Source organism: Streptomyces buecherae (genome assembly GCF_014295035.1).
Classification (GTDB): Bacteria; Actinomycetota; Actinomycetes; order Streptomycetales; family Streptomycetaceae; genus Streptomyces; species Streptomyces youssoufiensis.
The window spans coordinates 600,001-624,777 of sequence record NZ_CP060404.1; the positions used below are offsets into that span (position 1 = coordinate 600,001).

General features: G+C 73.8%; 16 protein-coding genes and 1 pseudogene. 4 read left to right on the forward strand and 13 right to left on the reverse strand.

Annotation, left to right across the window (positions count from 1 at the left end):
* Positions 1 to 251: 251 nt before the first annotated feature.
* A complete protein-coding gene (locus tag H7H31_RS02085; protein WP_187063445.1) occupies positions 252 to 1,172 on the reverse strand; it encodes a hypothetical protein in 921 nt (306 codons plus the stop codon).
* 232 nt (positions 1,173 to 1,404) lie between these two features.
* Positions 1,405 to 3,423, reverse strand: coding sequence for an acetoacetate--CoA ligase (locus H7H31_RS02090; protein ID WP_187063446.1), 2,019 nt, complete (start codon positions 3,421 to 3,423; stop codon positions 1,405 to 1,407).
* Positions 3,424 to 3,802: 379 nt separating this feature from the next.
* Between H7H31_RS02090 and H7H31_RS02095 the strand changes: the two genes are divergently transcribed.
* Positions 3,803 to 6,175, forward strand: a complete 2,373-nt coding sequence (locus H7H31_RS02095) for a glycoside hydrolase family 31 protein (RefSeq protein WP_187063447.1) — start codon at positions 3,803 to 3,805, stop codon at positions 6,173 to 6,175.
* A gap of 64 nt (positions 6,176 to 6,239) precedes the next feature.
* On the opposite strand, the gene H7H31_RS02100 is transcribed toward H7H31_RS02095, so the two are convergent.
* Positions 6,240 to 7,049 (reverse strand): M15 family metallopeptidase, encoded by an 810-nt coding sequence (locus H7H31_RS02100; protein WP_187063448.1) that lies wholly within the window; start codon positions 7,047 to 7,049, stop codon positions 6,240 to 6,242.
* Between the two features lie 267 nt (positions 7,050 to 7,316).
* Between H7H31_RS02100 and H7H31_RS02105 the strand changes: the two genes are divergently transcribed.
* The gene (locus H7H31_RS02105; protein WP_187063449.1) at positions 7,317 to 7,727 is read left to right on the forward strand and encodes a DUF962 domain-containing protein; all 411 of its coding nucleotides are present in this window, start codon (positions 7,317 to 7,319) and stop codon (positions 7,725 to 7,727) included.
* 487 nt (positions 7,728 to 8,214) lie between these two features.
* Positions 8,215 to 8,946, forward strand: coding sequence for an MIP/aquaporin family protein (locus H7H31_RS02110; protein WP_187063450.1), 732 nt, complete (start codon positions 8,215 to 8,217; stop codon positions 8,944 to 8,946).
* 98 nt (positions 8,947 to 9,044) lie between these two features.
* On the opposite strand, the gene H7H31_RS02115 is transcribed toward H7H31_RS02110, so the two are convergent.
* Genes H7H31_RS02115 through H7H31_RS02130 form a run of 4 tightly spaced genes read right to left on the reverse strand, consistent with a single transcriptional unit; the run spans position 9,045 to position 13,106 of the window.
* Positions 9,045 to 9,653, reverse strand: coding sequence for a GTP-binding protein (locus H7H31_RS02115; protein WP_176165408.1), 609 nt, complete (start codon positions 9,651 to 9,653; stop codon positions 9,045 to 9,047).
* Entirely contained in the window at positions 9,634 to 10,029 is a 396-nt protein-coding gene (locus tag H7H31_RS02120) for a DUF742 domain-containing protein (RefSeq protein WP_176165407.1), read from the reverse strand. Before H7H31_RS02120 ends, H7H31_RS02115 begins: the two co-directional genes overlap by 20 nt.
* A gap of 9 nt (positions 10,030 to 10,038) precedes the next feature.
* A complete protein-coding gene (locus H7H31_RS02125; protein ID WP_176165406.1) occupies positions 10,039 to 10,455 on the reverse strand; it encodes a roadblock/LC7 domain-containing protein in 417 nt (138 codons plus the stop codon).
* Positions 10,452 to 13,106 carry a sensor histidine kinase gene (locus H7H31_RS02130; RefSeq protein WP_187063451.1) on the reverse strand — a complete coding sequence of 885 codons (2,655 nt, stop codon included), beginning with the start codon at positions 13,104 to 13,106 and terminating at the stop codon, positions 10,452 to 10,454. Before H7H31_RS02130 ends, H7H31_RS02125 begins: the two co-directional genes overlap by 4 nt.
* A 349-nt stretch (positions 13,107 to 13,455) precedes the next feature.
* Here H7H31_RS02130 and H7H31_RS02135 point away from each other — a divergent pair.
* A pseudogene (locus H7H31_RS02135) lies at positions 13,456 to 13,806 on the forward strand (hypothetical protein); the annotation flags it as partial.
* A 433-nt stretch (positions 13,807 to 14,239) separates the two neighbouring features.
* Here H7H31_RS02135 and H7H31_RS02140 read toward each other — a convergent pair.
* The 6 genes from H7H31_RS02140 to H7H31_RS02165 all read right to left on the reverse strand — a co-directional run bounded on the left by H7H31_RS02140 (position 14,240) and on the right by H7H31_RS02165 (position 24,666).
* Complete coding sequence (locus H7H31_RS02140) at positions 14,240 to 19,138, reverse strand: hypothetical protein (protein ID WP_232109643.1); 4,899 nt, start codon at positions 19,136 to 19,138, stop codon at positions 14,240 to 14,242.
* A gap of 179 nt (positions 19,139 to 19,317) precedes the next feature.
* Positions 19,318 to 20,274 (reverse strand): hypothetical protein, encoded by a 957-nt coding sequence (locus tag H7H31_RS02145; RefSeq protein WP_187063453.1) that lies wholly within the window; start codon positions 20,272 to 20,274, stop codon positions 19,318 to 19,320.
* Between the two features lie 229 nt (positions 20,275 to 20,503).
* Positions 20,504 to 22,036 carry a hypothetical protein gene (locus H7H31_RS02150; protein ID WP_187062717.1) on the reverse strand — a complete coding sequence of 511 codons (1,533 nt, stop codon included), beginning with the start codon at positions 22,034 to 22,036 and terminating at the stop codon, positions 20,504 to 20,506.
* Between the two features lie 56 nt (positions 22,037 to 22,092).
* The gene (gene pcp, locus H7H31_RS02155; RefSeq protein WP_187062718.1) at positions 22,093 to 22,884 is read right to left on the reverse strand and encodes a pyroglutamyl-peptidase I; all 792 of its coding nucleotides are present in this window, start codon (positions 22,882 to 22,884) and stop codon (positions 22,093 to 22,095) included.
* A 106-nt stretch (positions 22,885 to 22,990) separates the two neighbouring features.
* Positions 22,991 to 23,959, reverse strand: a complete 969-nt coding sequence (locus H7H31_RS02160; RefSeq protein ID WP_187062719.1) for a DUF979 domain-containing protein — start codon at positions 23,957 to 23,959, stop codon at positions 22,991 to 22,993.
* A complete protein-coding gene (locus tag H7H31_RS02165; protein WP_187062720.1) occupies positions 23,956 to 24,666 on the reverse strand; it encodes a DUF969 domain-containing protein in 711 nt (236 codons plus the stop codon). The genes H7H31_RS02160 and H7H31_RS02165 overlap by 4 nt, the downstream gene beginning before the upstream one ends.
* Positions 24,667 to 24,777 lie beyond the last annotated feature (111 nt).

Sequence of the window (24,777 nt, forward strand, 5' to 3'; positions counted from 1 at the left end):
ACACTCTATCAGGTCTATTTCTTCTTTCTGACCACTCGATTTCTTGCGTGAAAGCACGCGCGAAATCATGGTTCAGAGAATTGAAGCAAGATCTCCATAGGTGCCGCCCTTGAACCACGTGCGGTTATCCGCAGTGTGTGTCCGTGGGCAGGGGTACGACAGTACAGCGGACCCTCAGGCGAGGCAAATCGGTTCAGCAGGGGGCTGGGGACGGCCCGTGCCGCGGGAGGACCGCCCCCGGCCATCAGGTGTCAGCCGTCGGTAGGCCAACGGAGGTCGTTGTCCGGGCGAGGTAGCGGGAAGCCCGCGCGGTAGTCGACGCCCGACTCCGGGGACAGGGGTTCGCCGGTGTCCGGGTCGGTGCAGTAGGCGCTGAACACCTGGGCCTCGGTGAGCGGGGAGAGCCAGTGGTCGCGGATCGCCCAGCCACGGACCGTGTCGCGCTGGTCATCGCCCGTGGTGCGCAGGACGACACCACCGGGCCTGGTGCCGGACAGGCCGACGGCGAGCGTCGCGCGGAACGCCTCCCTGTCGTCGTCGGGCAGGTGGTGCGGGGAACTGCCCGGCGGTTCCGACGCCTCCGCGCGCACGTGCAGGACCGCGATCAGCGAGCCGGCGTGCGTCGGGACGCTGCACACCAGGTGGTGGCGGCCCGAGCCGGCGCTGCGCAGCAGGGCGTGCACCGCCTGGCCGGCCCGGGTCAGCGCCGCGGAGGCGACGTCCTCGCCGCATTCGGCGCACTCCCCCATGCTGGCCAGTACCTGCACGGCTCGGGTCAGGGTGGCCTGGTGTTCTTCCGCGTCGAGCAACTGCGCGATGAGGTGGTCGAGCGACTGGCCCTCGTACGGCAGGGTCGGGCTGGTGGCCGGGGATGCCGCGGCGTAGCGGGCGCGGCTCGTGGGCTGGTCGGGGTCGAGGTCGGTTTCGGCGCAGAAGGCGCGGTAGGCCGCCGGGTCGAAGAGGGCCACGGTGGTGTGTCCGCCGTGGGCGGCTCGGGCTCTGAGCAGGCCCTCCACCTGGCGGAGGTACCGGGCGTGGTCGGCGAAGGGGAAGGACTCATACCGCCGCATGGCCGCGAAGTCCACCGCGTTGGCCAGCACGGCGATGGTGCTCGGGGATTCGCGGCGCAGTGCCCGGCGGGTCGCTCTGCGGGTGCTTCGCGCCGTGCGCACGCGCGTGGCACCGGGTCGGCGCTGGCCCTCGCGGCCTGGTCCGGTGGGGCCGCTGGGGCGCCCGGGGTGGGTGGCGCCTGGCCCGGCAGGCTGGCGCCTGCCGGGTCCGTGCTGTCCGTCGTCAGTGGGTGGGCGGTCGTGGGGCGTGGGTGTCATGGCTCCCCCTCGGCGGGTCGATCAATGCTCACTCACCGTAACCGAGGGGTCTGACAATGGTTGCTGGGTGTGATCGTCAGGTGTTCGTGGCGGAGCGCTCGCGGGCCAGTCGCTCGTAGAAGTGGAGCAGTTCGATGTTGTCCACCGAGCCGGCGTTGACCGCCTTGTCGAGTGCGGCGCCCTGGAGGAGACGCTTGACCGGGACCTCGATGCGCTTGCCGGTGAGGGTGTGCGGGACAGCCGGGACCTCGATGACCTCGTCGGGGACGTGGCGGGGCGAGAGCTGGGCGCGGATGACGGTCTTGATCTTGTCGCGCAGTTCGTCGTCGAGCGTGGCGCCGGGGGCGAGGTGCACGAAGAGGGGCATCCAGTAGCCGCCGTCGGGTTCCTCCACGCCGATCACGAGGGACTCGCGGATCTCGGGGAGGCGCTCCACGGCCTCGTAGATGTCGGCGGAGCCCATGCGGACGCCCTGCCGGTTGAGGGTGGAGTCGGACCGGCCGTGGATGACGACGCTGCCGCGGGAGGTGCGGGTGATCCAGTCGCCGTGGCGCCAGGCGCCGGGGAACATCTCGAAGTAGCTGTCGCGGTAGCGGCTGCCGTCGGGGTCGTTCCAGAAGTGCACCGGCATGGACGGCATGGGGTTGGTGACGACGAGCTCGCCGACCTCGTCGATGAGCGGCTGGCCCTGCGGGTCCCACGCCTGGAGGTCCGTGCCGAGGCCGGGTGCCTGGAGTTCGCCGATGTAGACGGGGAGGGTGGGGACGGCGCCCGCGAAGCAGCTACAGACGTCGGTGCCGCCGCTGACCGAGGCGATCCACATGTCGTCGGCGACCTCGTCATGCAGCCAGCGGAAGCCGTCGGGCGGCAGCGGGGAGCCGGTGGTGGCCACGCACCGTAGGCGGGAGAGGTCGAAGTCGCGGCCCGGGTGTACGTCGGCCTTGCGGCAGGCCATGACGTACGCGGCGGAGGTGCCGTAGACGGTCGCGCCGGTGCGTTCGGCGACCCGCCACTGGGCGCCGGTGTCGGGGTAGCCGGGGCTGCCGTCGTAGAGCACCACGGTCACGCCGGCGAGCAGGCCGGAGACGAGGAAGTTCCACATCATCCAGCCGGTGGAGGTGAACCAGAAGAAGCGGTCGCCGGGGCCCATGTCGTTGTGCAGGCCGAGTTGCTTGAGGTGCTCGACGAGGATGCCGCCCTGGGACTGGACGATGGCCTTGGGCAGCCCGGTGGTGCCGGAGGAGTAGAGGACCCACAGCGGGTGGTCGAAGGGGACGGGCTCGAAGACGGGCTCGGTGTCGGCGGCGGTGAGGTCGTCCCAGAGCAGGGTGCCGCCGGGGGCGGGAGTGCCGAGGAGCGGGATGTGGACGACGGCGCGCAGCGAGGGCAGTTCGCGGCGCAGTTCGGCGACGGTCTCCGCGCGGTCGTGTTCCTTGCCGCCGTAGCGGTAGCCGTCGATGGTGAACAGGACGACCGGCTCGACCTGCTGGAAGCGGTCGAGGACGCTGCGGGCGCCGAAGTCGGGGGCGCAGGAGGTCCAGACGGCGCCGACCGCGGCGCTGGCCAGGAGCGCGACCGTGGCCTGCGGGATGTTGGGCACGTAGCCGCTGACGCGGTCGCCGGGGCGTACTCCGAGGCGGCGCAGTTCGGCGGCGAGCGAGCCCACCTGGCGGCGTAGTTCCGACCAGCTCACCTCGGTGGGCTCATGGGTCTCGTCGACGTACAACAGGGCGGGCTCGTCGGCGCGGGCGGGGTCCCGCGCCGCGCGTAGGGCGTGCTCCGCGTAGTTGAGGGTGGCGCCGGGGAACCAGCGGGCGCCGGGCATGGCGCGCTCGGCGAGCACCGTCTCGTAGGGGGTGGTGAAGCGCACGTCGAACCACCGCGTGACCGCTTCCCAGAACTCCGGCAGCCGCTCCACGGACCAGCGGTGCAGGTCGGCGTAGCTGGCGACCGGGTCGCCGGGGGTGGCGGCGGGTGCCCCGTACCGCTCGGCCGCCCAGCTCTGGAAGCGGGTGACCTGGGCCTGCGCGATGCGGTCGGGGCCGGGCCGCCACAGGGGTTCCGGCTGGGCTGCTGACTGCGGTGCGGTGGTCATCTCGGCTCCCGGACTCGGCGCGTGGTGTGCGTCCGCTCGCGCACGGGCGCGGGCCCCGGTGCGTGGTGGGGCGCGCGGGCGTGACGCGGCTCAGCAGGACGATGCCATGTGATCGACATCCGCACCAGAGCAGTCCGGGTTCGGCGTCGGCGTGCGGGGCCGGTCGGCCCGCGATGGCGCGCGGGGCCGCGGGCGACGGGTGGCGGGGCGGCGGTCTCTACGGCGCGCGGGGGTGCGAACAAGCCGGATGCGGTTTCGGCCAGTTCATGAGGCGCGCCGGGGCGCAAGGTCACGGGTTGGTGTGGGGCTCGGGTGACAACGGGTGAACGGCAGTTGAACGAAGCGTCTGGCCGGTCCCGGCAATGGCAGGGTGATCAGCATGGATGCGCGTGACCTGGTGCGGTCGGTGAAAGTGATCGGTTCGGCGCGGGGGCGGCGGACCGTACGGGCCGCGTGGCGAAGGGAACGCGTGGACGCGGCCGGACTGCCCCGGTCGGGTCCCGAACGGGCCCGCGTGCCGGGTCTCGCCGAGGGTGCGGAGCCGCAGCCGGGTGGTGGCGTGGTGCGGTTCGCGCGTTCGTCGCTGCGGGTGCGGGTGGCGGCCGGGGGCGCGGTCTTCTGCGGCTGGGACGGGGCGACGCCCGAACCCTCGTACGCGTTGGCCGGATCGTGCCCCGAGGTGGACCAGCGCGCGTTCCTCGAACCCGACACGGAGGACGGGTGGCGGGTGGTGTCCGAGCGGGTGACGGTGACGGTGTCCCGGCACGGGGCGGTCGCGGTGCGCACGCCGGGCGGGGTCGTGCTGCGGCGCGAGTTGCCGCCGCGCTGGTGGGAGCCCGCGGCGGGGCCGGTCGAGGGGGCGCGGCCACGCTGGACGCAGCGTTCGGTGGTGGCGCCCGACGCCCGGTGCTTCGGGTTGGGTGGGCGGTCGGCGGGTCCGCGGCTGCGCAGCGGGACGTACCGGTTGTGGAACACCGACCCCGGCGGGGCCTTCGAGCCGCCGGACGACCCGCTGTACCTGACGATGCCGGTGCAGCTCGTGGTGGCCGACGCGGGCAGCCATCTGATCTTCCACGACAACACCTGGGACGGCGCGGTGACGCTGCGCGAGGGGGTGGAGGGCGAGGGGTCGGGGCACGACCGCCCGGGCCGCTGCGAGGTGCGGATGGAGGGCGGCCCGCTGCGCTACTGGGTGATAGTGGGTGCTCCGGCGCGGGTGCTGCACAGTTGGGCGCAGTTGACCGGCGCGCCCGCGCTGCCGCCGCCGTGGGCGCTCGGCTACCACCACGCGCGCTGGGGCTTCGGCGGCGAGCGGGAGGTGCGGCGGGTGGTCGCGGGCTATCTGGAGCGTGGGCTTCCGCTGTCGGCGGTGCACCTGGACATCGACCACTACGACGGCCACCGGGTGTTCACGGTGGACCGCGAGCGCTTCCCCGACCTGCCGGGGCTGGCGGCGGACCTCGCCGACGACGGCGTACGGCTGGTCTCCATCATCGATCCGGCGGTCAAGGCGGAGCCGGGCAACCCGGTCTACGACGCGGGGGTCGCGGCGGGCGCTTTCGTACGGGACGGGAGCGGGCGCGAGGTGCGCGGCGAGGTGTGGCCCGGCGAGTCGGCGTTCCCGGACTTCACCGACCCGCGGGTGCGCGCCTGGTGGGGCGAGTGGTACGCCGAGCGGCTCGCCCAGGGCTTCGCCGGCGTGTGGCACGACATGAACGAGCCGGTGTCCTTCGCCGCGTTCGGCGACCCCACGTTGCCGCTGTCGGCGCGGCACGCGCTGGAGGGGCGGGGCGGTGACCACCGGGAGGCGCACAACGTCTACGGGCTCGCGATGGCCCGCGCCGGCTACGAGGCGCTGCGTGAGCTGCGCCCCGAGCAGCGTCCGTTCCTCTTCTCGCGCTCCGGTTGGGCGGGGCTCCAGCGGTACGGGGGCACCTGGTCGGGCGACGTCAGCACCGGTTGGCCCGGGCTGCGGGCGTCGCTGGCGCTGGTGCTCGGGCTCGGTCTGTGCGGGGTGCCGTACTCGGGCCCGGACGTGGGCGGGTTCACCGGCTCGCCGTCCCCGGAGCTGTACCTGCGCTGGTTCCAACTGGCTTCCTATCTGCCGCTGTTCCGTACCCACGCGGCGATCACGGCGGGGCGGCGCGAGCCGTGGGAGTTCGGGCCCGAGGTGTTGGAGCACGCGCGGGCCGCGCTGCACGAGCGGCAGCGACTGGCACCGTACTTCCTGACCCTGGCCCATCTCGCGCACCGCACGGGCGCGCCGTACGTGCGCCCCCTGTGGTGGCGCTGGCCACGGGACCGCGCGCTGCGCGACTGCGAGGACGCCTTCCTGCTCGGGGACTCGCTGCTCGTCGCGCCGGTCCTGGAGCCGGGCGTGCGCCAGCGCACGGTGCGGTTGCCGCGCGGGCGCTGGTACGACCAGGCGACCGGGCAGGCGTACGAGGGCCCGGGGCGGATCGTGGTGGACGCCCCGCTGTCGCGGGTTCCGGTGCTGGTGCGGGCGGGGTCGGTGGTGCCGGTGGTGGGCGAGCGGGGCGAGACCGAGCTTGAGGTGTGGGCGCCGATGGTCGGGCGCACCGGCGGCGGGGTGCTGATCAGCGAGACGGGCGACGGCTGGGAGGAGCCGACGGAGGTGCGGTTCACCACGCGGATGCGCGGGGAGCGGGTGGTGGTCGAGCGGGAGGGCCCGGAGGACGTGAAGTACGCGATGCGGGTGCGCGGCGAGGCGGTCGGCCTGGTGACGCCCTGAGGAGCCACGTCGCGCGACGGGGTGACCCGTCACGGACGGGTGCCGGGGCCGGCTGGCGCCGGGGTCAGCGCCGGCCGGAGAGCGAGGCCCGCGAGACCGGGAAGTCGAAGTAGGTGTCGGGGAAGGGCTCGGGCTGGTACGTGAAGTGCCACCACTCCTCAGGAAGGTTGCGGAAGCCCGCCTTCTCCAGGGCGCCCTTCAGCAGCAGTCGGTGGGCGCGCTGCTTGCCCACCACGCGCGGATCCAGCGTGTGCGAGAGGGTGTCGAAGCAGTCGAAGCCCGTGCCGGTGTCCACGGCGTTGTCGGGGAAGCGCTCGGCTTGCGGCGCGTAGCAGGGGGCCAGTGGCTCGCCGGGGACGTAGGGGCGGGTGGGCTTGGCCGGCAGTTTGACGAGGGTCAGGTCGACGGTAGAACCACGGCTGTGCCCGGACTTCTCGGCGATGTACCCGTCCTCGAAGAGGCGGGTCTTGTCGATCCGTGGGTAGAACTCCGCCTTCATCCGCTGGTCGTCCAGGTCCTTCGCCCACCGCACGAAGTGGTCCACGGCACGCTGCGGGCGGTAGCAGTCGTAGACCTTGAGCGAGTAACCCTGGCGCAGCAGGGTGCGCTGGGCCCGGTGCAGGGCCCGCGCGGCGGGCGCGGTGAGGATGCACAGGGGCTGGCGGTAGCCGGCGACGCGGGTGCCCACGAAGTTGTGCGGCGTGACGTAGCGCATCTCCTGGCGGATGGTGGGGTCGACGTCCTGGAGGGCCACGAACTCCCTTGGCGCGCGGGGCTCGTGTGACGCCTGGGCCGCCGGGGGCGCGGCGACGACGGCGAACAGGGCGGCGACTCCCATGGCGAGCGTACGCACGGCGGCGTTCCATCGAGACATGCCCCAGGGTCTACCAGCCGACCGCGCTGGCCGAAAGGGGTGGTCGGCCGATTCCCGGGCATCGGGCCCGCACCGGGCCGCGTACGGCGCGATGCGGGCTCCTGGTACGCGGGGCGCGCGGAGGTCCGACCGCGGACCCGCCCGTGCGCGCGGGAGTCGCCGCGTGTGACCGGCCGGACGGAACCACCCCCGTGGACCCCGCCCGACCGGTCACGATGGAGTGGACGCGGCGGGCCGATCGCTGGTTGCGTCCACTACGGTGCGGGGATGGACGAGCAGAGCCCCGCCTCCTATGACGCGTTCTGGCCCTCCTACGTGGCGATGCACTCGCGTCCCGCGACGCGCTGGGTCCACCTGGCCGGGACACTGGGCGGCCTCGCCGTCGCGGCGTACGGCCTCGGCCGCGGGCGCCGTCGATGGGCGCTGGCCCTACCGCTGCTCGGGTACGGCACGGCCTGGCCCGCGCACTTCCTCATCGAGGGCAACAATCCGGCCACCTTCGGGCACCCGCTGTGGTCGCTGCGCGGCGACGGGCAGATGATCGCGATGATGCTGACCGGGCGGGACGCGGAGCTGTCGCGGATCGCGCGCGCGTGGCTGGCGGCACATCCCGAGCGGGACCACCGACGGGCGCGGGAATCGCGGTCGACGGCGGGAGCTGAGGGCGGCACGAGCTGAGCGCGGCGCGGGCTTGGGAGCAGTGGCGGTTGAGGGCGGCGCGTGCTGAGAACGGTAGGAGGGCGGTGTGGGCGCCGGCGTGCGCGGGGCGCCGGTGCGGTCGGTGTGGGAACTCCCGCGACATCCGGCGATCAGACGGGGCCGGGGTGACGGGTGGGTGGAGCGGGCGCGGCGGCCACGTAACGCGGCGGTGTGCCCAGCCTTGACGGCCCATCAGGGCGGGAGAACACTGCCCGTGGCAGGCGTCGTTCTACGCGGATAGCCTCGCTCCACGGCGAGTGGGGCGCACCCTGTCGGCGGTGGGCCGGGCCGGTGGTGAGCCGGTGTGCGGCTGCCCACGCTCCGCGTCGACGGCGCCCGCCTCGCGGCCCGCTGGGGTGGGGTGTCCGGGCTTCGCCCGGGCCCGCTCCGGCGCCGTGATCGCGGGTGATCCCCGCACACCGGGCCGGGGGCCGCGGCGCCTCGGGCGTGAGGGCTGAGGAGTTGCATGAGCTATTCCCAGGGCGACATCTTCGTCGGCGAGACCATCGGCACCGCCATCCTGATCCTGTTCGGAGCCGGGGTGTGCGCCGCCGTCAACCTCAAGCGCTCGAAGGCCAGGTCGGCGGGGTGGGTCGCCATCGCCTTCGGCTGGGGGTTCGGCGTCATGGCCGGGGCGTACACGGCGGGCCCGCTCTCCGGCGGCCACCTCAACCCGGCGGTGACCGTCGGCATCGCGGTGGACACCGGCGAGTGGGCCGACGCACCGGTCTACCTCGCCGGCCAGTTCGTCGGGGCGCTGCTCGGCGCCGCGCTCACGTACGTGGCGTACTACGCGCAGTTCGCCGCCAACAGCGACCCCACCGACGCGCAGCCGACGTTGGGCATCTTCGCGACGATCCCCGAGGTCAGACACCCGGTCGCCAACGTGCTGAGCGAGATCGTCGCGACCCTGGCCCTGGTGCTGCCGTTGCTCGCCTTCGGGCTCGACGACGGCATCGGCGAGTCGGGCACCAAGACGCTGCTCGTCGCCTTCCTCGTGGTCGGTATCGGCCTCTCGCTCGGCGGGCCGACCGGGTACGCCATCAACCCGGCCCGCGACCTGGCGCCCCGCGCGGCGCACGCGCTGCTGCCCATACCGAACAAGGGCACGTCGGACTGGGGTTACGCGTGGGTACCGGTGGTCGGCCCACTGGTCGGAGCGGTGTTGGCGGGGCTCGTCTTCAACGCGGCGTTCTGAGCGGGCGTACCCGGCGCGTCCGGTGTGACGGTGGTGCCGCGACGCGCGACGGCCCGCACCCCTGGTGTGGGATGCGGGCCGCTTCGTCGTGAAGCCGGTCAGCCGCCGGCTGCCTGCCGCTGTTCGGCGGCGATCTTCATGGCGTGCTCGACCACCGAGATGAGCACGCTCTTGGTGGACTCGCGTTGCCGCGCGTCGCAGAGCATCACGGGGACGTCGGGGTCCAGGTCGAGCGCGTCGCGCACGCTCTCCTCCGGGAACCTGGTCGCCCCGTCGAAGCAGTTCACCGCCACGGTGAAGGCGATGCCGCGCCGTTCGAAGTAGTCGACGGCGGCGAAGCAGTCCTCCAGGCGTCGGGTGTCGGCCAGCACCACCGCACCCAGCGCCCCGGTCGCCAACTCGTCCCACAGGAACCAGAAGCGGTCCTGCCCCGGCGTACCGAAGAGGTACAGGACGAGGTCCTCGCGGAGCGTGATGCGCCCGAAGTCCATGGCCACGGTGGTGGTCGTCTTGCCCTCCACCCCGCCGATGTCATCGACCGGGCGGCCGGCCTCGCTGAGCAGTTCCTCGGTACGCAGCGGCTTGATCTCGCTCACCGCGCCCACCAGCGTCGTCTTGCCGGCGCCGAAACCCCCAGCTACCAGGATTTTCAGCGTTACTGGGTCGACAACACCGGAACGGCCGCGGTCAGAGTGCCCGAAGACCATTGATCACCTCGCGCAGAATCCACTCATCCGGCAGTTCTGCCGGAGGTACGGGCCGGGACACGCGAACGAGCGCCGCGTGCAGCAGGTCGCCAATGAGGACACGGACCACCCCGACCGGAAGGTCGAGTTCGGCCGCTAGCTCAGCGACGGACTGCGGGGACTCCCGGCTCAGCTCGACGATGTCGAGATGCTCCGGGGAGAGGGTCTGATCGGCTACCGACCGGCTCCGAAGAGTGTCGGCGATGACGACCGCTATCAGGTCGAGCTTTTCCTCGGTCAGACTGCGGGTGCGACCACGCGTCATGGCGTACGGCCGGACAACCGGCCCCGCCGCGTCGTCGAACCAGCGGGCTGTGTCTTCCCCGTCTCCGTTCATGTCACACCATCACCCACTGGACCGCGGAGCGGTGCCAAGGTGGGTGCCGACCCGCTTGACCAGGAGCGTCATCTCGTACGCCACCTGCCCAACGTCGGAGTCGGCATCGGCGAGCACGGCCAGGCAGCTTCCGTCACCAGCGGCGGTCACGAACAGGAACGCGTCGTCCAGCTCCACGATGGTCTGCCGAACCCGGCCCACCTCGAAGTGGCGGCCGACACCCTTGGCGAGGCTGTGGAATCCGGAGGCGACGGCGGCCAGGTGCTCGCCGTCCTCCCGGGTCAAGTCCCGTGACGCGCCGGTGGGCAGTCCGTCGCCGGAGAGCACGAGTGCCTTGCTGATGCTTCCCACCCGCTCGACCAGCTCGTCGAGCAGCCAGCTCAGCTCGCTCGATGGCCTCGGCGCGGCGTTGAATGGTGCGGTCATCGACCGTCCCCCTCCCATGTCGTTCCTGGTGCTGTGCCCGCCGGGCCGTTGGAGTCGGCGGAGGTGGTGTGCTGCTGCCGGCCGCGCTGCCAGCCGCGCTGGAGCGAGGCCATCTTGGCCCGCGCCATCTCGGCATCGCGCTGGGGGTCCGAGTCATCCGGCTGCGGTTCCGGCTCCGCGTGGGCGGGCTCCTTCTTGAGCTGCGGGGCGAGGCTCGCCTGCCGGACCCGACGCGGCAGTCCGGCGGCGGAGGCCGGCGACGCGGGCCTGGCCGGGGGCTGCGCGGGGCGCTGCACCGTGAGCGTGGGCTCGGGGTCGGGCACCGGCTCCATGGGACGGCCCGGCTGGCCGCCGGGACGCTGGTCGCGCCCGGGGCGCGGGCTCTCCACCGGACGCCCGTGGTCGGAGACCAGTACGGGGTGCCGGCGCCGGGGCAGCGAGATCGGCTCGCCGGAGGGCGACGTGTAGTCGTCGCCCGCCTGCTGGTGCTCGGAGGCGGGGGTGGCATCCGGTCCGGGCTGCGGCACACCGCGACCCTGGAACCAGCCGCCCTCTACATCGTCCGGTTCTTCGTCCTCGAACGGCGTGATAGATGCCTCCAGCTCGACCGGTCCATCCAACGGGTCGTTGTCCAGGGCGCGGGCGTGCTTGCCCTTGCGCCCACCGGAGCCCTGACCGATCGCGGCGATGCCGGTCTCGGAGGGGCGCAGCCTGCGGGTCTCCTCGCCGGACGGCTCGTTGCCCTGGTCGACCTCGCCCTCGGAGAGCAGGTTCGCGGGGATGAGCACGACCGCGGTGGTACCGCCGTACGGGGAGGGCTGCAGGGAGACCCGCACGCCCTGCCGCTGGGCGAGGCGGCTGACCACGAACAGGCCCAGCCGGTCGGTGTCGGACAGTTCGAAGTCGCGGGTCTCGGCGAGGCGGAGGTTGGCCTCCAGGAGCGCGTCCGGGGCCATGCCCAGGCCGCGGTCGTGGATCTCCAGCGTGAAGCCGTTGGAGACCCGCTCGCCGTGCACCTGAACGGCGGTGTGCGGCGGCGAGAAGACGGCCGCGTTCTCCAGGAGTTCCGCGATGAGGTGGGTGAGGTCGGCGACGGCCGGGCCGTTCACGGCCAGGCGCGGCAGCCGGCGCACCTCTATTCGCTCGTAGTCCTCGACCTCGGCGACCGCCGCGCGGACCACGTCCATGAGCTGGATGGGCTTGCGCCACTGCCGGGAGGGGGCCGCGCCGGAGAGGATGACCAGGCCCTCGGCGTGCCGCCGCATGCGGGTGGTCATGTGGTCCAGGCGGAACAGGTCGGCCAGCTCGTCGGTGTCCTCGGTGCGCCGCTCCATGGCGTCGAGGAGGGTGAGCTGGCGGTGGAGCAGGACCTGGTGCCGGCGGGCGAGGTTGACGAACACCTCGGAGACGCCGCGCCGCATGTCGGCCTGCTTGACGGCGGCCTCGACGGCCGCGCGCTGCAGGGTGTTGAGGGCCTGGCCCACCTGGCCCATCTCGTCGCCGCCGTACTCCAGGCGGGGCGCCTCGGCCTCGACGTCGACCTGCTCACCGGCGGCGAGCCGGCGCATGACGCTGGGCAGGCGCACGCCGGAGACCTCGTGCGCGTCCTTGCGGAGCCGCTGGAGGTCGCGGATGAGGGCGCGGCCGATGCGGATGGAGACGAACAGCGAGGCGAGCAGGGCGAGGAAGCCGAGCACACCGGCCGCGCCGGCGCGGAGCATGACCCGCATCGCCTCGGGACGTACGACGTCGTCCTCGTAGCGGTCGGTGTACTCCTTGCCGAGACGGTCGTAGTCGTCGAGGGACGGGTTGACCGCGGCTTCCCAGCGCTTGCGGTCCACCACGTCGATGGTGCGCGAGGGGCCGGCGTTCTGAATGGCGTTCTCGACGTTGTACAGCGCCTCGGGGGCGGCCGACGTACGCCGGTAGTCCATGATGATCTTCTGTTCCTTGACCGGCAGCACCGGCAGGTTCGTGGCGTAGATCAGGTCGCGCTCGGCCCGCAGGTCCGACATCTTCCGCAGGTCCTGCCAACTGATCTTCTTCGCCGTGACGCCGGCGACGTACAGGGCGTCCTCGCGGGCCAGCGCCTCACGGGCACGGATCATCGCGACGATGGCGCGGCCGTGCTTGTCGATATCGGCGTTGGGCACGGTGTGCAGGGCGTAACGGAAGTTGTAGACGCCGTCCACCAGGAAGTTGTACTTCTCGAACGCGCTGGCGCGGCTGATGGAGTTGTTCTCCACCTTGCCGCGCAGTTCGTCCAGGCCCTTGGTGCTGTCGAGGAACGTGGCGAGCTGACTCTCCGAGTCGGAGTTCATGCTGTCGCGGGTGTCCTCGCTGCGCGCGTTGTCGCGCAGCTTGTCCAGCACCGTGTCCGTGGCGTGCTGCCGCTCGCGCAGTTGGGCGAGGGCGGTGGAATTGCGGTCCGCGAGATAGATGAGCGTCTGGCGACGCTCCTTCTGGATGGCCTGCACCGCGTCTTCCGCCGGTGTACCGACCTTGTCAATGACGTCGGCCGCGTCCATGAGCTGGATGGCCTCACGACTGGTGATCACTGTAGCGAAGGCCCAGATTGCCGTCAGCGAGACGAGCGGCACTAGCAACAGCGCCACGATCTTCCGGCGGATCGACTTACCGCGAAAGCGCATGGCCTCCCTAACGTCAACCCCGCCGACGCGGGGGATGTTCCGACAACAAGCGGCGCGAGCCTACTACTGTCGCGTGACCAACTCGAAGACACGTCCAGCCGCTGACGGCACATCAGGTGCGCCCTTGATCACTAGTTGTCCGCTGTTGCCCTGACTTTTCAGCTAGGCCCCCGACGACCGCGCTCCCACGGATGGCAGAACCCTGCCAGTTCGCGGTGGCTGGAAACGCGCGGGAGCCTGGGAACCTTCGTTCATCGTCGTACGTGATCCAAGGGGAAGCCTGGGCGGATTACGGCCGATGTCCCTCTTTTCGGAACCACGCAATCCGGGCACCCATGGAGAGGGGGAGATGTTGATGGAAAAGAATCGCGACATCCCGCAGGAGCGGCCTCAGTCGTTGTGGACGGAGGAGCCCGCGCGCCGTCTGCGGCTGCCCGATCCGGTGCGCACGGCGGCCGTTCGCGCCGTCATCATCATCGCGTTGACGCTGGTCCAGGCGATGGTGGCGGTGCTGTGCACGCTCGGCGAGTCATGGTTCGCGTTCCCGATGGTGCTCAGCTCCATAGCCAGCACCGTCGCGGCCACCTGGGGCGTGCTTGACGTGTGGGTGACCCGGCAGGTCTGGCGGCAGCGCAACGGTGTCATCTCGGTGCCGAGCAGTTCGGCGCGCACGGTGCGGCGCCCTCGTCGGCCGGGCCGGCTGTCGGGCGCCTGAGCCCCACCCTCACCCAACTCTTCGCGCGCCGTTCACCCGCTCGCGGCCCCAGGTCACGGTCCCGCCCACGCTCCACGGCGCCCGCGCCGGCGCGTCCGGGACCGGCGGCGGACCGCGGCGGCCCACAGATCCCACGCGGCGGGCGACTCGGGGCCCTCGGAGTGGCGTGCTGCCGCCCCCGACGCCCCTTGGACACCACCTCCGCCCTTCAAACGGCCTTTTACCAGCCACATCGGGCACCCGACCGCAGGCGTGATTGCGCCGCACCTCTTTCCGGTGAAACTCCGTGAAACCGCCGCGAAAAGCGCGAAGGGGCGCGTGGCGCGCTGGCGGCGGCCGGCAGCGGGCCGATCGACGCGTTCGGCGCGGGCCGGGGCACCGCCCCCACCCGCGCCGAACGGACCGCTCGCGCGGCTCGTCAGGGGGTGTCAGCCGCCGCAGCGGGCGGCGTCGGCGGTGGCGTGGTGCTCTCCGCCGCCGCCGGGGTGCGGGCCGGCGCCGGAGGGTACTCCGGGGCCGGGTCACGGTCCGGCGCCGCATCACGGTCCGGGCCCTGGTCCGGTGCCGGGGCCCCAGGGCGTGCCGGTGCGGGGTCGGGCGCCGGGTGGTCGAGCGCCGTGGGCTCGCCCGGCGCGGGCTCGGGGCGGCGGAACATGCGGGTGGCGGTGATCTCCCCGTGCACCTGTTCCGCGCCGGCCTCGGTCTGCGGCAGACCCGGGCGCAGGTGCTCCTCGACGCTGATGTACTTCAGCCCGGCCCGCAGGTCGGCGTCGTTACGCAACCGGATGACCAGCGGGAACTCCGCCAGGGCCGTGGTGTCGAACAGGCCGGTGGTGTAGAGGAGCTGCACGCCCAGCGCGTCGGCGACCGCCCGCTGGAGTTCGAGCAGGTACGTCGCGTTGGCCCGGCCGATGGGGTTGTCGAGGAAGAGCGTGCCCGCGTGCCGGTGCTTGTCGCGGCCCCGGTCATTGCTGCGCAGCGCGGCCATCGTGCAGTACAGGGCGATGGCCGCGGTGAGCAACTGGCCGCCGGAGAACACGTCGCCCATCTGCCCGACCGGCACCCGCTCCGCGCGCAGCACCGCGTCCGGCTTGAGGATCTCCACGGCCACCCCGCGCGGCAGCAACGCCGCGTGCACGCCGCGCAGCAGCAGGGACATGCCGTCCCTGCGCAGGTCGGAGTTCTTGCGCACGGCCGACCTGGTCGCCTCGTCGATGACCTCGCCCAGCCGCTCGGTCAGCGTCGCCTGGTCGGGGTCGTCGAAGCGGATGCGCAGGAACTCCTGGCCCGACCACTCCCCCAGCCCCTCGGGCAGCCGGGACAGGCGCTGCGCTGAGCGCAGCGTGGCCAGGCAGGAGTCGACCAGGCCGCGCAGCCGGTCCACGATGCTGTCCCGGTTGCGTTCGAGCTGCGCCAGCTCGTCGGTCAGCACCCGCAGCCGTGGCGCGAACGCCTCGGCCCAGGCCGCCGCGTGCTCCGGCAGCGCCGCCGCCGGAAGCTCCCTGATCTGCTGTCGGGCGGGGGTGCGCACCTGCTCGTAGCGGGTGGCGTTGGCGTGCCGTACGAGTACGTCGCACGCCTCGCGGACGGTCGCGTCGGCCGCCGACAGGTCGGTCGCGCAGCCGCGCAGCGAGCGGCGGGCCTCCGCCGCGGCCTGGCGGGCCTGCTCCAGCGTCCCGGCGTACGGCTCGGCGGCTTCTTCCTCGGAGCCGCCGCCCGGGTGCTCGCCCTCCTCGGCGGCAGCGCCCCGGATGAGGTCGCGCAGCAGCGCCCCGGCCTCCTCGAAGCCGCTGGCCGCGTCGTCGGCGGCCCGGTGGGCGCGCAGCAGTTCGGCGTGGGCCGCGCGGGTGCTCTCCAGCGCGTCGGTGCGGGCGCTGAGTTCGCTGGTGGCGGTGCGCAGCAACTCCTTGGCCTGCTCGGCGTCGGCGGGCACCAGGTCGTCGGGCAGGTCGGTGTGGGCCTCGCCGTCGGCGGGGGCCAGCCGTTCGGCCTCGCCGCGCAGCCGGCCGAGTTGTTCGCTCGCCGCCGACGTGCGCGACTCCAGCATCTGGACCAGCGACTCGGCGCGGGCCGCCGCCGCCTGCCGGGAGGGGCCGTCGGCGCCGTCGGTGCCCTCCAGGAGCTGGGCGGCGCGCGTGCGCACCTTGTTGGTCAGGCGGTCCAGGGTGGCCAGTGCCGCGCTCTCGTCGCTCTCCGCGCGGGCCTGTTCGGCGCGCAGGTCGGCGCCCACGCCGACCTTCTCGTAGAGCTGGGAGGCGGCCCGGTACGCCTCGCGCAGCGCCGGCAGCGACGCGGCCCGCGCTCCTTCCCGGGGCTCGTCGGGTTGTTCGGCGTCCGTCGGTACGGCGGTGACGTCGTCGGGGGCACCGGCGATCTCGGCGCGCTCGGCGCGCAGGGCGCGCGCGGTGCGGTGGGCGTCGTCGGCGGCGCGCTGGGCGGCGCGGCGGTCCTCGTCGGCGGCGCGCGCCCGGTCGACGCAGGCGGCGGCGCGCTCCTCGGCCTCGGCCGCCTCCTCGGCGAGCTCGCGCAACCGGGTCTGCCAGGTGGCGCGCTCGCGCAGCCGGTAGGCGAGCCCGGCCAGCGCGTCGGCGGCGCGGCGGGCGCGCTGCGCCTCCTCCTGCCGCTCGTCGCGCGCCCGGGCCGCCTCGGCGGCCAGTTCGTCGGCCTCGGCGCGGGCGGTGCGGGCGGCGGTCAGCGCGTCCTCCGCGGCCTCGGCCGCCTGCCGCGCCTCGGTGGCCGCGGCGGCGAGTTCGGCCAACTGGCCGGGCGGGCAGCCGGTGCGCCAGGAGGAGAGCCGGGCGGCGAGCGCCCGGTCGCCGGCCAGCCGGGCGGCGAGCGCCCTGATCTCCTCGTCGCGGGCGATGGCGCGGGAGCGCAGCGCCCGCCGCTCGTCGTCGGCGGCCAACTCGTCGTGCATGGCCGGGTTGGGCGGTACGAGGAAGACGGCGCCGTCGCGCGCGCCCGGTCCGGGCGTCGGCGCGAGCAGGGCGGCGGCGGTGCCCACGGCGACGGCGGAGCGGGGCAGCAGCGATGCCGAGGCCAGCGCCTCGCGGGCGCGGGCGTGCGTGTCGGGGTCGGTGATGATGACGCCGTCCACCAGCTCGGGGCGCGCGGCGAGCACCGCCGCGTGGTCGGCCGGGTCGACGGCCTGAGCCAGGTAGCGCCAGCCCGGCAGCGCCGGGATGCCGTGTTCGCCCAGGTACTCCACGGTGGCCAGCACGTCGGGACCGGGGGGCAGCAGGCCGCCGTCGCCGAGGGCGCCGAGGATGCGGGCGTCGTCGGCGGCTGCCGTGCGCAGCTCGAAGAGCTGGCGTTCGGCGCCGGCGACGCTCTCGTCGAGGAGTTCGCGCAGCGCGTCCGCGTTGCGGTCGAGTTCCCCGGCGCTGAGCGTGGCGTCCTCGGCATCGGGCGTGACGCCGCCGGTGGGGGCTTCGTCGGGCGCGGCGGCACCGGGCAGGCCGAGCAGTTCGGCGAGGCGTTGCTCGGCGCCGAGTGCCTCGGCGGTGCGGCGCTCGGCGTCGTAGCGGGAGGCGGCGGCGCGCGCGGCGTCGGACGCCCGGGCGGCGGCGAGGTCGGCGCGGCTCAGTTCCGCGCTCGCCTCGCGGGCCTGCTCGGCGGCCGACGCGGCGCGGGCGCGGGCGCTCTCCCAGGCGGTGGCCGCGGCCTTCTCGGCGTCGCTGGCGGTGAGGGCGGCGCGGGCCGGGTCGGCGTCGGGGGCCGAGTCGTCGAGCCAGCCGGCCCGTACCGCCTCGGCGGTCTCCTGCTCGACCTCGGCCAGCCGCTGGCGCAGGTGCTCGGCCTCGCTGCGGGCGCGCTGGGCGGCGGTGGCGGCGTGGGTGGCGTCCCGGTGGGCGGCCTCGCCGGTCTCCTGGAGGGCGGCGGAGCGTTCCTCCTCCTCGGCGGCGAGGCGTTCGCCGCCCTCGGCGGCGGCGTGCAGGGCGCGTACGAGGTCGGTGGCGGCCTTGGCGCGGGCGGCGAGCGCCGGGGCGGCGTCCCGCTCGGCCTCGCGGATCGCGGCGGCCACCCGTTGCGAGCGGTCGGCCGCGGCGCGGTGGCGCAGCACGGTCTCGGCGGCCTGCCAGGCGGCGTGCAGGGTCCTGGCGTCGGCCAGCTCGCGGCGCTGGGCCGCGGCGCCCTTCTCCGCGGCGGACAGCGCCAACGAGGCGTTGCGGTAGGCGAGTTCGGCGGCGATGAGGGAGCTGCGGCCCCGCTCGCGTTCTGCCTCGGTGACGGCGTGGGCGGCGGCGGTGACCTGCTGGGCGAGGTCGGCGCCGCGCTCACGCTCGGCGGCGCCGCGGGCGGTGAGCCGCTGGGCGAGGCCACGGGTGCGGCGTTCGGCCGCGCTGTGTACGTCGCGGGCACGGGCGCGGTCCTCGGCCGCCTCGCTGATCCGGGTGAGCAGGTCGAGCGAGCCGGCCGTGAAGTCGCGCTCGGCGGTGAGTTCGGCCCGTCGGCCCAGCTTGTGGGCGAAGCCGTGGACGAGGTCGGCGAGGCCGTCGGTGTCCCGGGTGTCGGTGACGGCGCGCAGCAGCAGGTCGGTGAAGTCGGAGTCGTTCTTGACCGCGAACAGGCCGGCGGCCTCGCCCTCGTCGGCGTTCATCTCCCGCTGGTAGCGGAAGAGTTCGGGGTCGAGGCCCAGGTCGCCGAGGTGTTCGTTCCAGCGCTCGTGGATCTCCTCCCAGGCGACTTCGAGGTGCGGATAGTTCTTGCCGGCCTCGGTGAGGGCGTCGCGAAAGCCCTTCATGGTGCGGCGCCGGCCCCGGGCCCCGGAGGCGCCGGAGGTCTCGGGTCGTACGAGGCCCTCGACCAGGGGGCGTACGGCGGTGGACTCGGCGACCGGCAGCGAGTCAAGGCTGAGTCCGGGGCCGGGCCGGAAGGAGTACCACGCCTCGGCGAACTTGCGCGGGTCGTTGGAGACCTGGCGACCGCGCCACTCGCTGACCTTGCCGACGACCACCGTCTCGCCGGTGACCGTGTGCTGCCACTCCAGCGCCACGTGGCCGCAGTCGTCGGCGAGCAGAAACTTGCGCAGCACGCCGGAGCTGGCACCGCCCAGGGTGTTGCGGTGGCCGGGCAGCATGACGGAGAAGATCAGCTTGAGCAGGACGGACTTGCCGCCGCCGTTCTCCAGGAACAGCACGCCGGCCGGCGCCGGGCGGCGGGGCGGGCCGACGGGCTCCTCCTGGAAGAACTCCGCCTGGGCGGGCGCGGGGCTGGGCACCGGCTCGCCGACTCCGCGCAGGTCGAGCACGGTGTCGGCGTAGCGCGCACCGGCTGGCCCGATGGAGTAGAGGCGGACCCGGGACAGCTCGTACATGGCGGACTCTCGTGGTGTGGTGGGCGAACGGGTGGCGGCGAGGGGTCGGGCGGGTGCGGCGTGGGCGTACGGGGCGGCCGGTGGCCTCCGGCGTACCGCCTCGGCCTGGGCCCGCTACGTACCGACTGGCGGACGGGGTGACCGCCGTGGGCGGGTCGGCCGGGGCGCCTGGTGTGGCGTCAGGACGGACCGTGCTGGTCGGCGAAGAACGGCAGGCCCGCGTCGGCGACCAGGTCGAGGTCGTCGCCCTCCGCGGGCGGCAGCAGCGTGGCGCTGCCGTCGCCCACCGGGACCACGCCCAGCTCCAGGAGTTCGGCCATCGCGGCGCTGCCGGCCATGTCGCGGACCTGGAGTTGGTAGCGGGCGGTGGTGCGGTACGCGCCGCCGGCGTCGTCGCCGGTGCGTTGGAGGAAACCGGAGTCGACGAGGAAGGCGACGGCCTTGCCGACGATGCCGGTGGTGGAACCGGCCAGGCGGCGCGCGTCCTTGGTGGCGCCGGTGGCGCTGCGCCGCGCGTACACCCGCCAGGCGGCCTCAAGGCCCGGGGCGTCCGTGGCCGGGTCGGTGTTCTCGCCCGACTCCGCGGCCCGCTCCTCCAGGCGGCGGCACGCCTGGCGCACGAAGCCGTCGACGCCGTTGACCGTGATGCGGCCGATGTAGCCGTCGTCGGCGAGGTCTTCGGGGCGGGGGAAGGCCATGGCGGCGACGGCGAGGTGGGCCAGGCCGTGCAGGAAGCGGTCAGCGGAGTCCGGGGCGGCGCGCTTGGCGTACTCGCCCATGCGGACCGCGAAGACCGAGTCGTCGGCGGCGGTCACGGCCATGCCGGCGCGCGTGGACACCTCCAGGACGACGAGGCCGAGCCCGGTGGCCACGGCGTCGGCTAGCCGGGCGAAGGCGGGGTCCTCGCGGTGCCGGCGCAGGAGTTCGGCGTACTCGGCGTCGCGGGCCGGCAGCAGTTTGGGCTGGAGGCCGAAGGCCACGAGGCGGGCCGCGTCGGCGGCGTCGGCCGGGGTGACGGAGCCGCCCGGCGTGCCGGAGCCGTGCGGGGGGCCGCCGCCGGCCGCGCCCCGGCCGTGCTCGTCCGTCCCGTACGAGCGCTCGGGCTGCGCGCCGTCGTCGGCGCGGTGATCGGTCACGGTCGCTGCTCCTCGGGGTGAAACGGTGCCGCCTCGCGGGCGGGTGCTGCGCGGTGCCGGGGCCGGTGGCCGCCTGCGGGGGAAACGGGGGTGCGGGCCGGGGTCCCGCCGGCGCGCGCGAGGGCGGCGTGGGGCGGCGGGCCGGTAGGCCGCCGGGGGTGGTGGGAGGTCGGGCCGGGCGGGGGCGGGGCGCTGGCGCGCGGGCTCCCCGGACGGGCGGGCGTGGGCATCACGCCACCTCCGTGCGGTCGGCGGCCATGCCCACGGCGTCCAGCAGCGCGGTGCCGACGATGAGGTCGGCGCCGCCGAACTCCGGGTCGTCCAGCTCGGTCCCGTCGTCCACGGCGAACAGCAGCCGTGGCTCCCCCTGCCGGTAGGCCGTGCCGACCGGGGGGCTGGCCGCGTGCACCGCGAGCAGCGCGACCAGGTAGGGCAGGGCGGGGTCGCGGCGGCGGGCCTCGGCGAGCAGGCCGGACAGTCGGCGGGGCGCGTCGGGGGGCAGTTCGAGCAGCTCCATGGCCGAGGCGAGCTGCTCCTCGCTGAACCGGTTGTCGTCGGGGGTGGCGATCAGGTCGGGCTCGGGCATCTCGGCGCCCAGGTGCTCGCGCTCCACCGGTGGCGTCAGCAGCAGGTCCACCAGGTCACCGACGCGCACCGAGGTGGGCGTGCGCAGCCCGGTGCCGCGCGCGAAGAAGGCGTCGGTGACGCGGATGGCACGCTCCACGGGGAGCGGCAGCAGGGGCGCGACGAGTTGGCCGTAGAGATCGATGCCGGCGCGCGCGGCGGGCGGGGCGAACGCCTGCCGGTCCTGCTCGGCGCGGAACATGGGACCGGCGTCCAGGAGTCGGGACTGCAACTGGGTGTGCCGCCGGATGCAGTCCTTGACGATGTCGACCAGCTCGGCGGCCTGCCGCTTGTGGTCGGGGCCGCGCTGGTCGACCGCCTCGTCGCGGGCCTTGCGGATGTTGGTGAGGATCGCGTTCTCGTGCCGGTACCGCTCGGCGATGTGGTCGAGCGCCTCGGCGATCATGTCGGGCACGGCCCGCAGCCAGTCCACCGCGCGCACGTTGCGCCGGGTGGCCTCCAGCGTCTTGCGGAGCGTCTCCGCGTACTGCACGGTGCGGTAGCGGGCCTGCTCCGCGGCCAGTTGGGCGTCGGCGAGCCGGCCGCGGCTGATCAGCACCTCCAGCTTGACCTCGGCCGCGATCTGCGCGCTGGTGACGTCCGTGTCCAGCGCGCCGACCAGGACGTTGACCGCCTCGTCGGTGGTGCGCAGGTAGACGGTGCCGCCGGGGCCCGGGACCTCCTCGATGAGCTTGAAGTCGTAGTCCCGGCGCACGTAGCTGCCGTCGGGGTTGAACGTGCCGTACGCGGCCCGGAAGCCGCGGTCCACGCTGCCCACGTTGATCAGGCTCTCCAGGACCCAGCGGGCCACCCGCTCGTGCTCGGCGGCGGGCCGGCCGGGGGCCTGGGCGGCGACCCGGGGCAGCAGCCTGGCCACGATCTGCTCGTGGTCGGCGCCGGTGTCGAAGTCCATGGTGAGGGTGACCAGGTCGATCGCGGCGAGGGCCACCTCCGCCATCGCGTACCCGCTGTACTCCCCCGCCAGGTTGGCCTTGCGCACGTCCAGGTCGTGCAGCGGCGCCGTGCAGGCGAGCGCGCGCAGCCGCCGAGCCAGGCCCTCGTCGGCTGCCGGGCCCGGGGCTGGCCGGGGTGGGCCACTGAGCTGGGGCGTAGCGGCCCCCGGGGGTGGAGAAGTCACGTCGCACAGAGTAGGCGGTCGCACTGACAACGGACGAAACGGCGCCAAGGGGCCGGTCAGTGTGTGGCACCGCCCACAGCGCGCAGCTCCGGCGTGCCGGCGGCGGCCGTGGCGGCGATGGCGCGCAGGGCCACGGCGCTGTCGGCGACCGCGAGGACGGGGGCGCCGCCGTCCGGCACCTGCTCGGGCGCGTACGGGACGTGTACGAAGCCGCCGCGCAGGGCGGGGCGTTCGGTGGCGATGAGGTGCATGAGCCCGTAGAAGACGTGGTTGCAGACGAAGGTTCCGGCCGTCTGCGACACGCTGGCCGGGACCCCGGCGGAGCGGGCCGCGGCCACGCACGCCTTGATCGGCAGCGCGGCGAAGTAGGCGGCGGGGCCGCCCGGAACGACGGGTTCGTCGATCGGCTGCGCGCCCGCGTTGTCGGGTATGCGCGCATCGTCCACGTTGATCGCCACGCGTTCGACGGTCACGTCCGGGCGTCCGCCCGCCTGCCCGACGCACAGCACGATGTCGGGCTCAGCGGCGGCGACGGCCTCGCGCAGCGCGTCGAGCGCGGCGCCGAAGACGCAGGGCAGCTCGGCCGTGCTCCACTCCACGCCGGGCAGCGGCTGCGCGGCGGCCTGTCGCACCGCCGACCACGAGGGGTTGACCGCGTCGCCGCCGAAGGGTTCGAACCCGGTCAGCAGGACGCGTCGCGGCCGGGTCTGACCCGCCCCGGCCGCCGGCCTCCCCGCGCCGCCCGGGTCCGTACCGGCGCCGCCGCCGGCGGTCACGGTGTCACCGCCGGTACGGGTCGGGGTCGAGGTGACCGGGACGGGCTGCGGCTCCGGCGGGAGAGCGGACATAGGTGGTGCCTCATTCGTCAGTGGTGGCGCGGTGGGAGGTCAGCGGTGCCTGGCGCGGCGGGGTGGTGCGCTGAGCGCGCGCCGGGGCGGTCGGGGCGGCGGGGCGTCAGAAGGCCACCGCGGACATGATCACGATGTTGCAGCCGAGGAGCACGACGGCGGTGGGCAGTTGGGCCTTGATCGGTCCGTACTGGTCCTTCAGCTCAAGGAGCGCGGCGGGCACGATGTTGAAGTTGGCGGCCATCGGCGTGACCAGGGTGCCGCAGAAGCCCGCCAGCATGCCGATGGCGAGGACCGCCGCGGCGTTGCCGTCGGCCTGTTCCACCAGGACCGGCCAGCCGACCGCCGCGGTCATCACGGGGAAAGCGGCGAACGCGTTGCCCATGATCACGGTGAAGAGGAACATGCCGGCGCAGTACACGGTCACGGCCAGGTAGAGGGAGTCCTCCGGCAGCACCTTGGTGGTGAGTTCGCCGACCTCCTCGCCCACGCCCGAGACGGAGAAGATGGTGCCGAGGGTGGCGAGCATCTGGGGCAGCAGCATGGCCCAGCCCATCGCCTCCAGCATCGAGCGCCCGGCGTGCACGGGGGTGGCGATCCGCTTCTCGCGCAGCATCACCATGCCCACGGCCAGCGCGACGACGGCGCCGATGCCCAGGCCCAGGATGGTCTCGCTGCCCTTCTGCAGCACCGGCTCGCCGCCGATGGACAGTTCCTTCACGCCGACCGCGCACGCCATGGCGACCAGCGGAATGGTGAGCGCGGGTACGAAGAGCCGGTTGCCCAGGCGCGCGGCGCTGGCCGTGCGCTCCGCGCCGGTGGTGGTGCGTACGGTGCCGCGCCCGGTGAAGCCGAAGCCCGCGAGGACGGCCATCGCCAGCACGGCGACGCCCAGCGGCTCGGCCGGGGCGCGGTCGTCCACGACCCAGGAGCTGTAGACGAAGCCCGCGCCGATCAGGCCCCAGAACGCCGCGGTGCCCACCCGCTTGGGGTTGCTGCGGTCGGTGATCATCTGGGCGGCCATCACCAGGAAGATGGCGCCGACGAGCCAGTAGAACCACTCTGCCTTGATCACTTCGCGGCCTCCTTGGCGGTCGGCTGGATGGCGTTGGCGGCCAGCAGTTCACGTTCCAACTGGCGGTCCAGGCGCAGCAGTCGCCACCCGTGCACGACGAAGGCGCAGATCGCGGTGGGGATCGCCCACAGGGCCAGGTGCAGGGGTTCCAGGTGGGTGTCGTAGGTGGTGTTCACGAAGCCGGTGATCAGCAGGATGGAGCCGACGGCGAGGAAGACGTCCTCGCCGAAGAACAGGCCCACGTTGTCGGCGCTCGCGGAGAACGAGCGCACCTTCTCGCGGGCCTTGTCGGTCAGCGGCCCGTGGGCGCGTTCGGCGGCGCCCTCGGCCATCGGCGCCACCAGCGGGCGCACCGTCTGCGCGGGTCCGCAGACGCTGACGAGGCCGAGCGCGGCGGTGACCTGGCGCAGCAGGAGGTACAGGGCGAGGAAGCGCCCGGTGGTGAGCTTGGTGAACCGGGCGATCAGGGTGCGGGCCTGTTCCTGGAGGCCGTAGCGCTCCAGGAGGCCGATGACGGGCAGCGTGATGGCGAAGATCGTCACCGCTCGGCTGGAGGCGAAGCCGTCGCCGAAGGCCGCGAGGACTTCGCGCGGCGACAGGCCGCCGAGCAGGCCGGTCACGATGCCGGCCACTCCTACGACCAGGAGGGGGTTGCGCCTGGTGGCGAATCCGATCACCACCACGAGGACGCCCAGGAGAACGAGCATGCGTCCGCCTTCCGCGTGGGACCCCACGGGGCGTGAGGAGAGTGAACGGGAGGTTAGGCGATTGTTCAACGATCCGACAAGGGGTCGAGAGGCAGACGTCACGGCGGACGG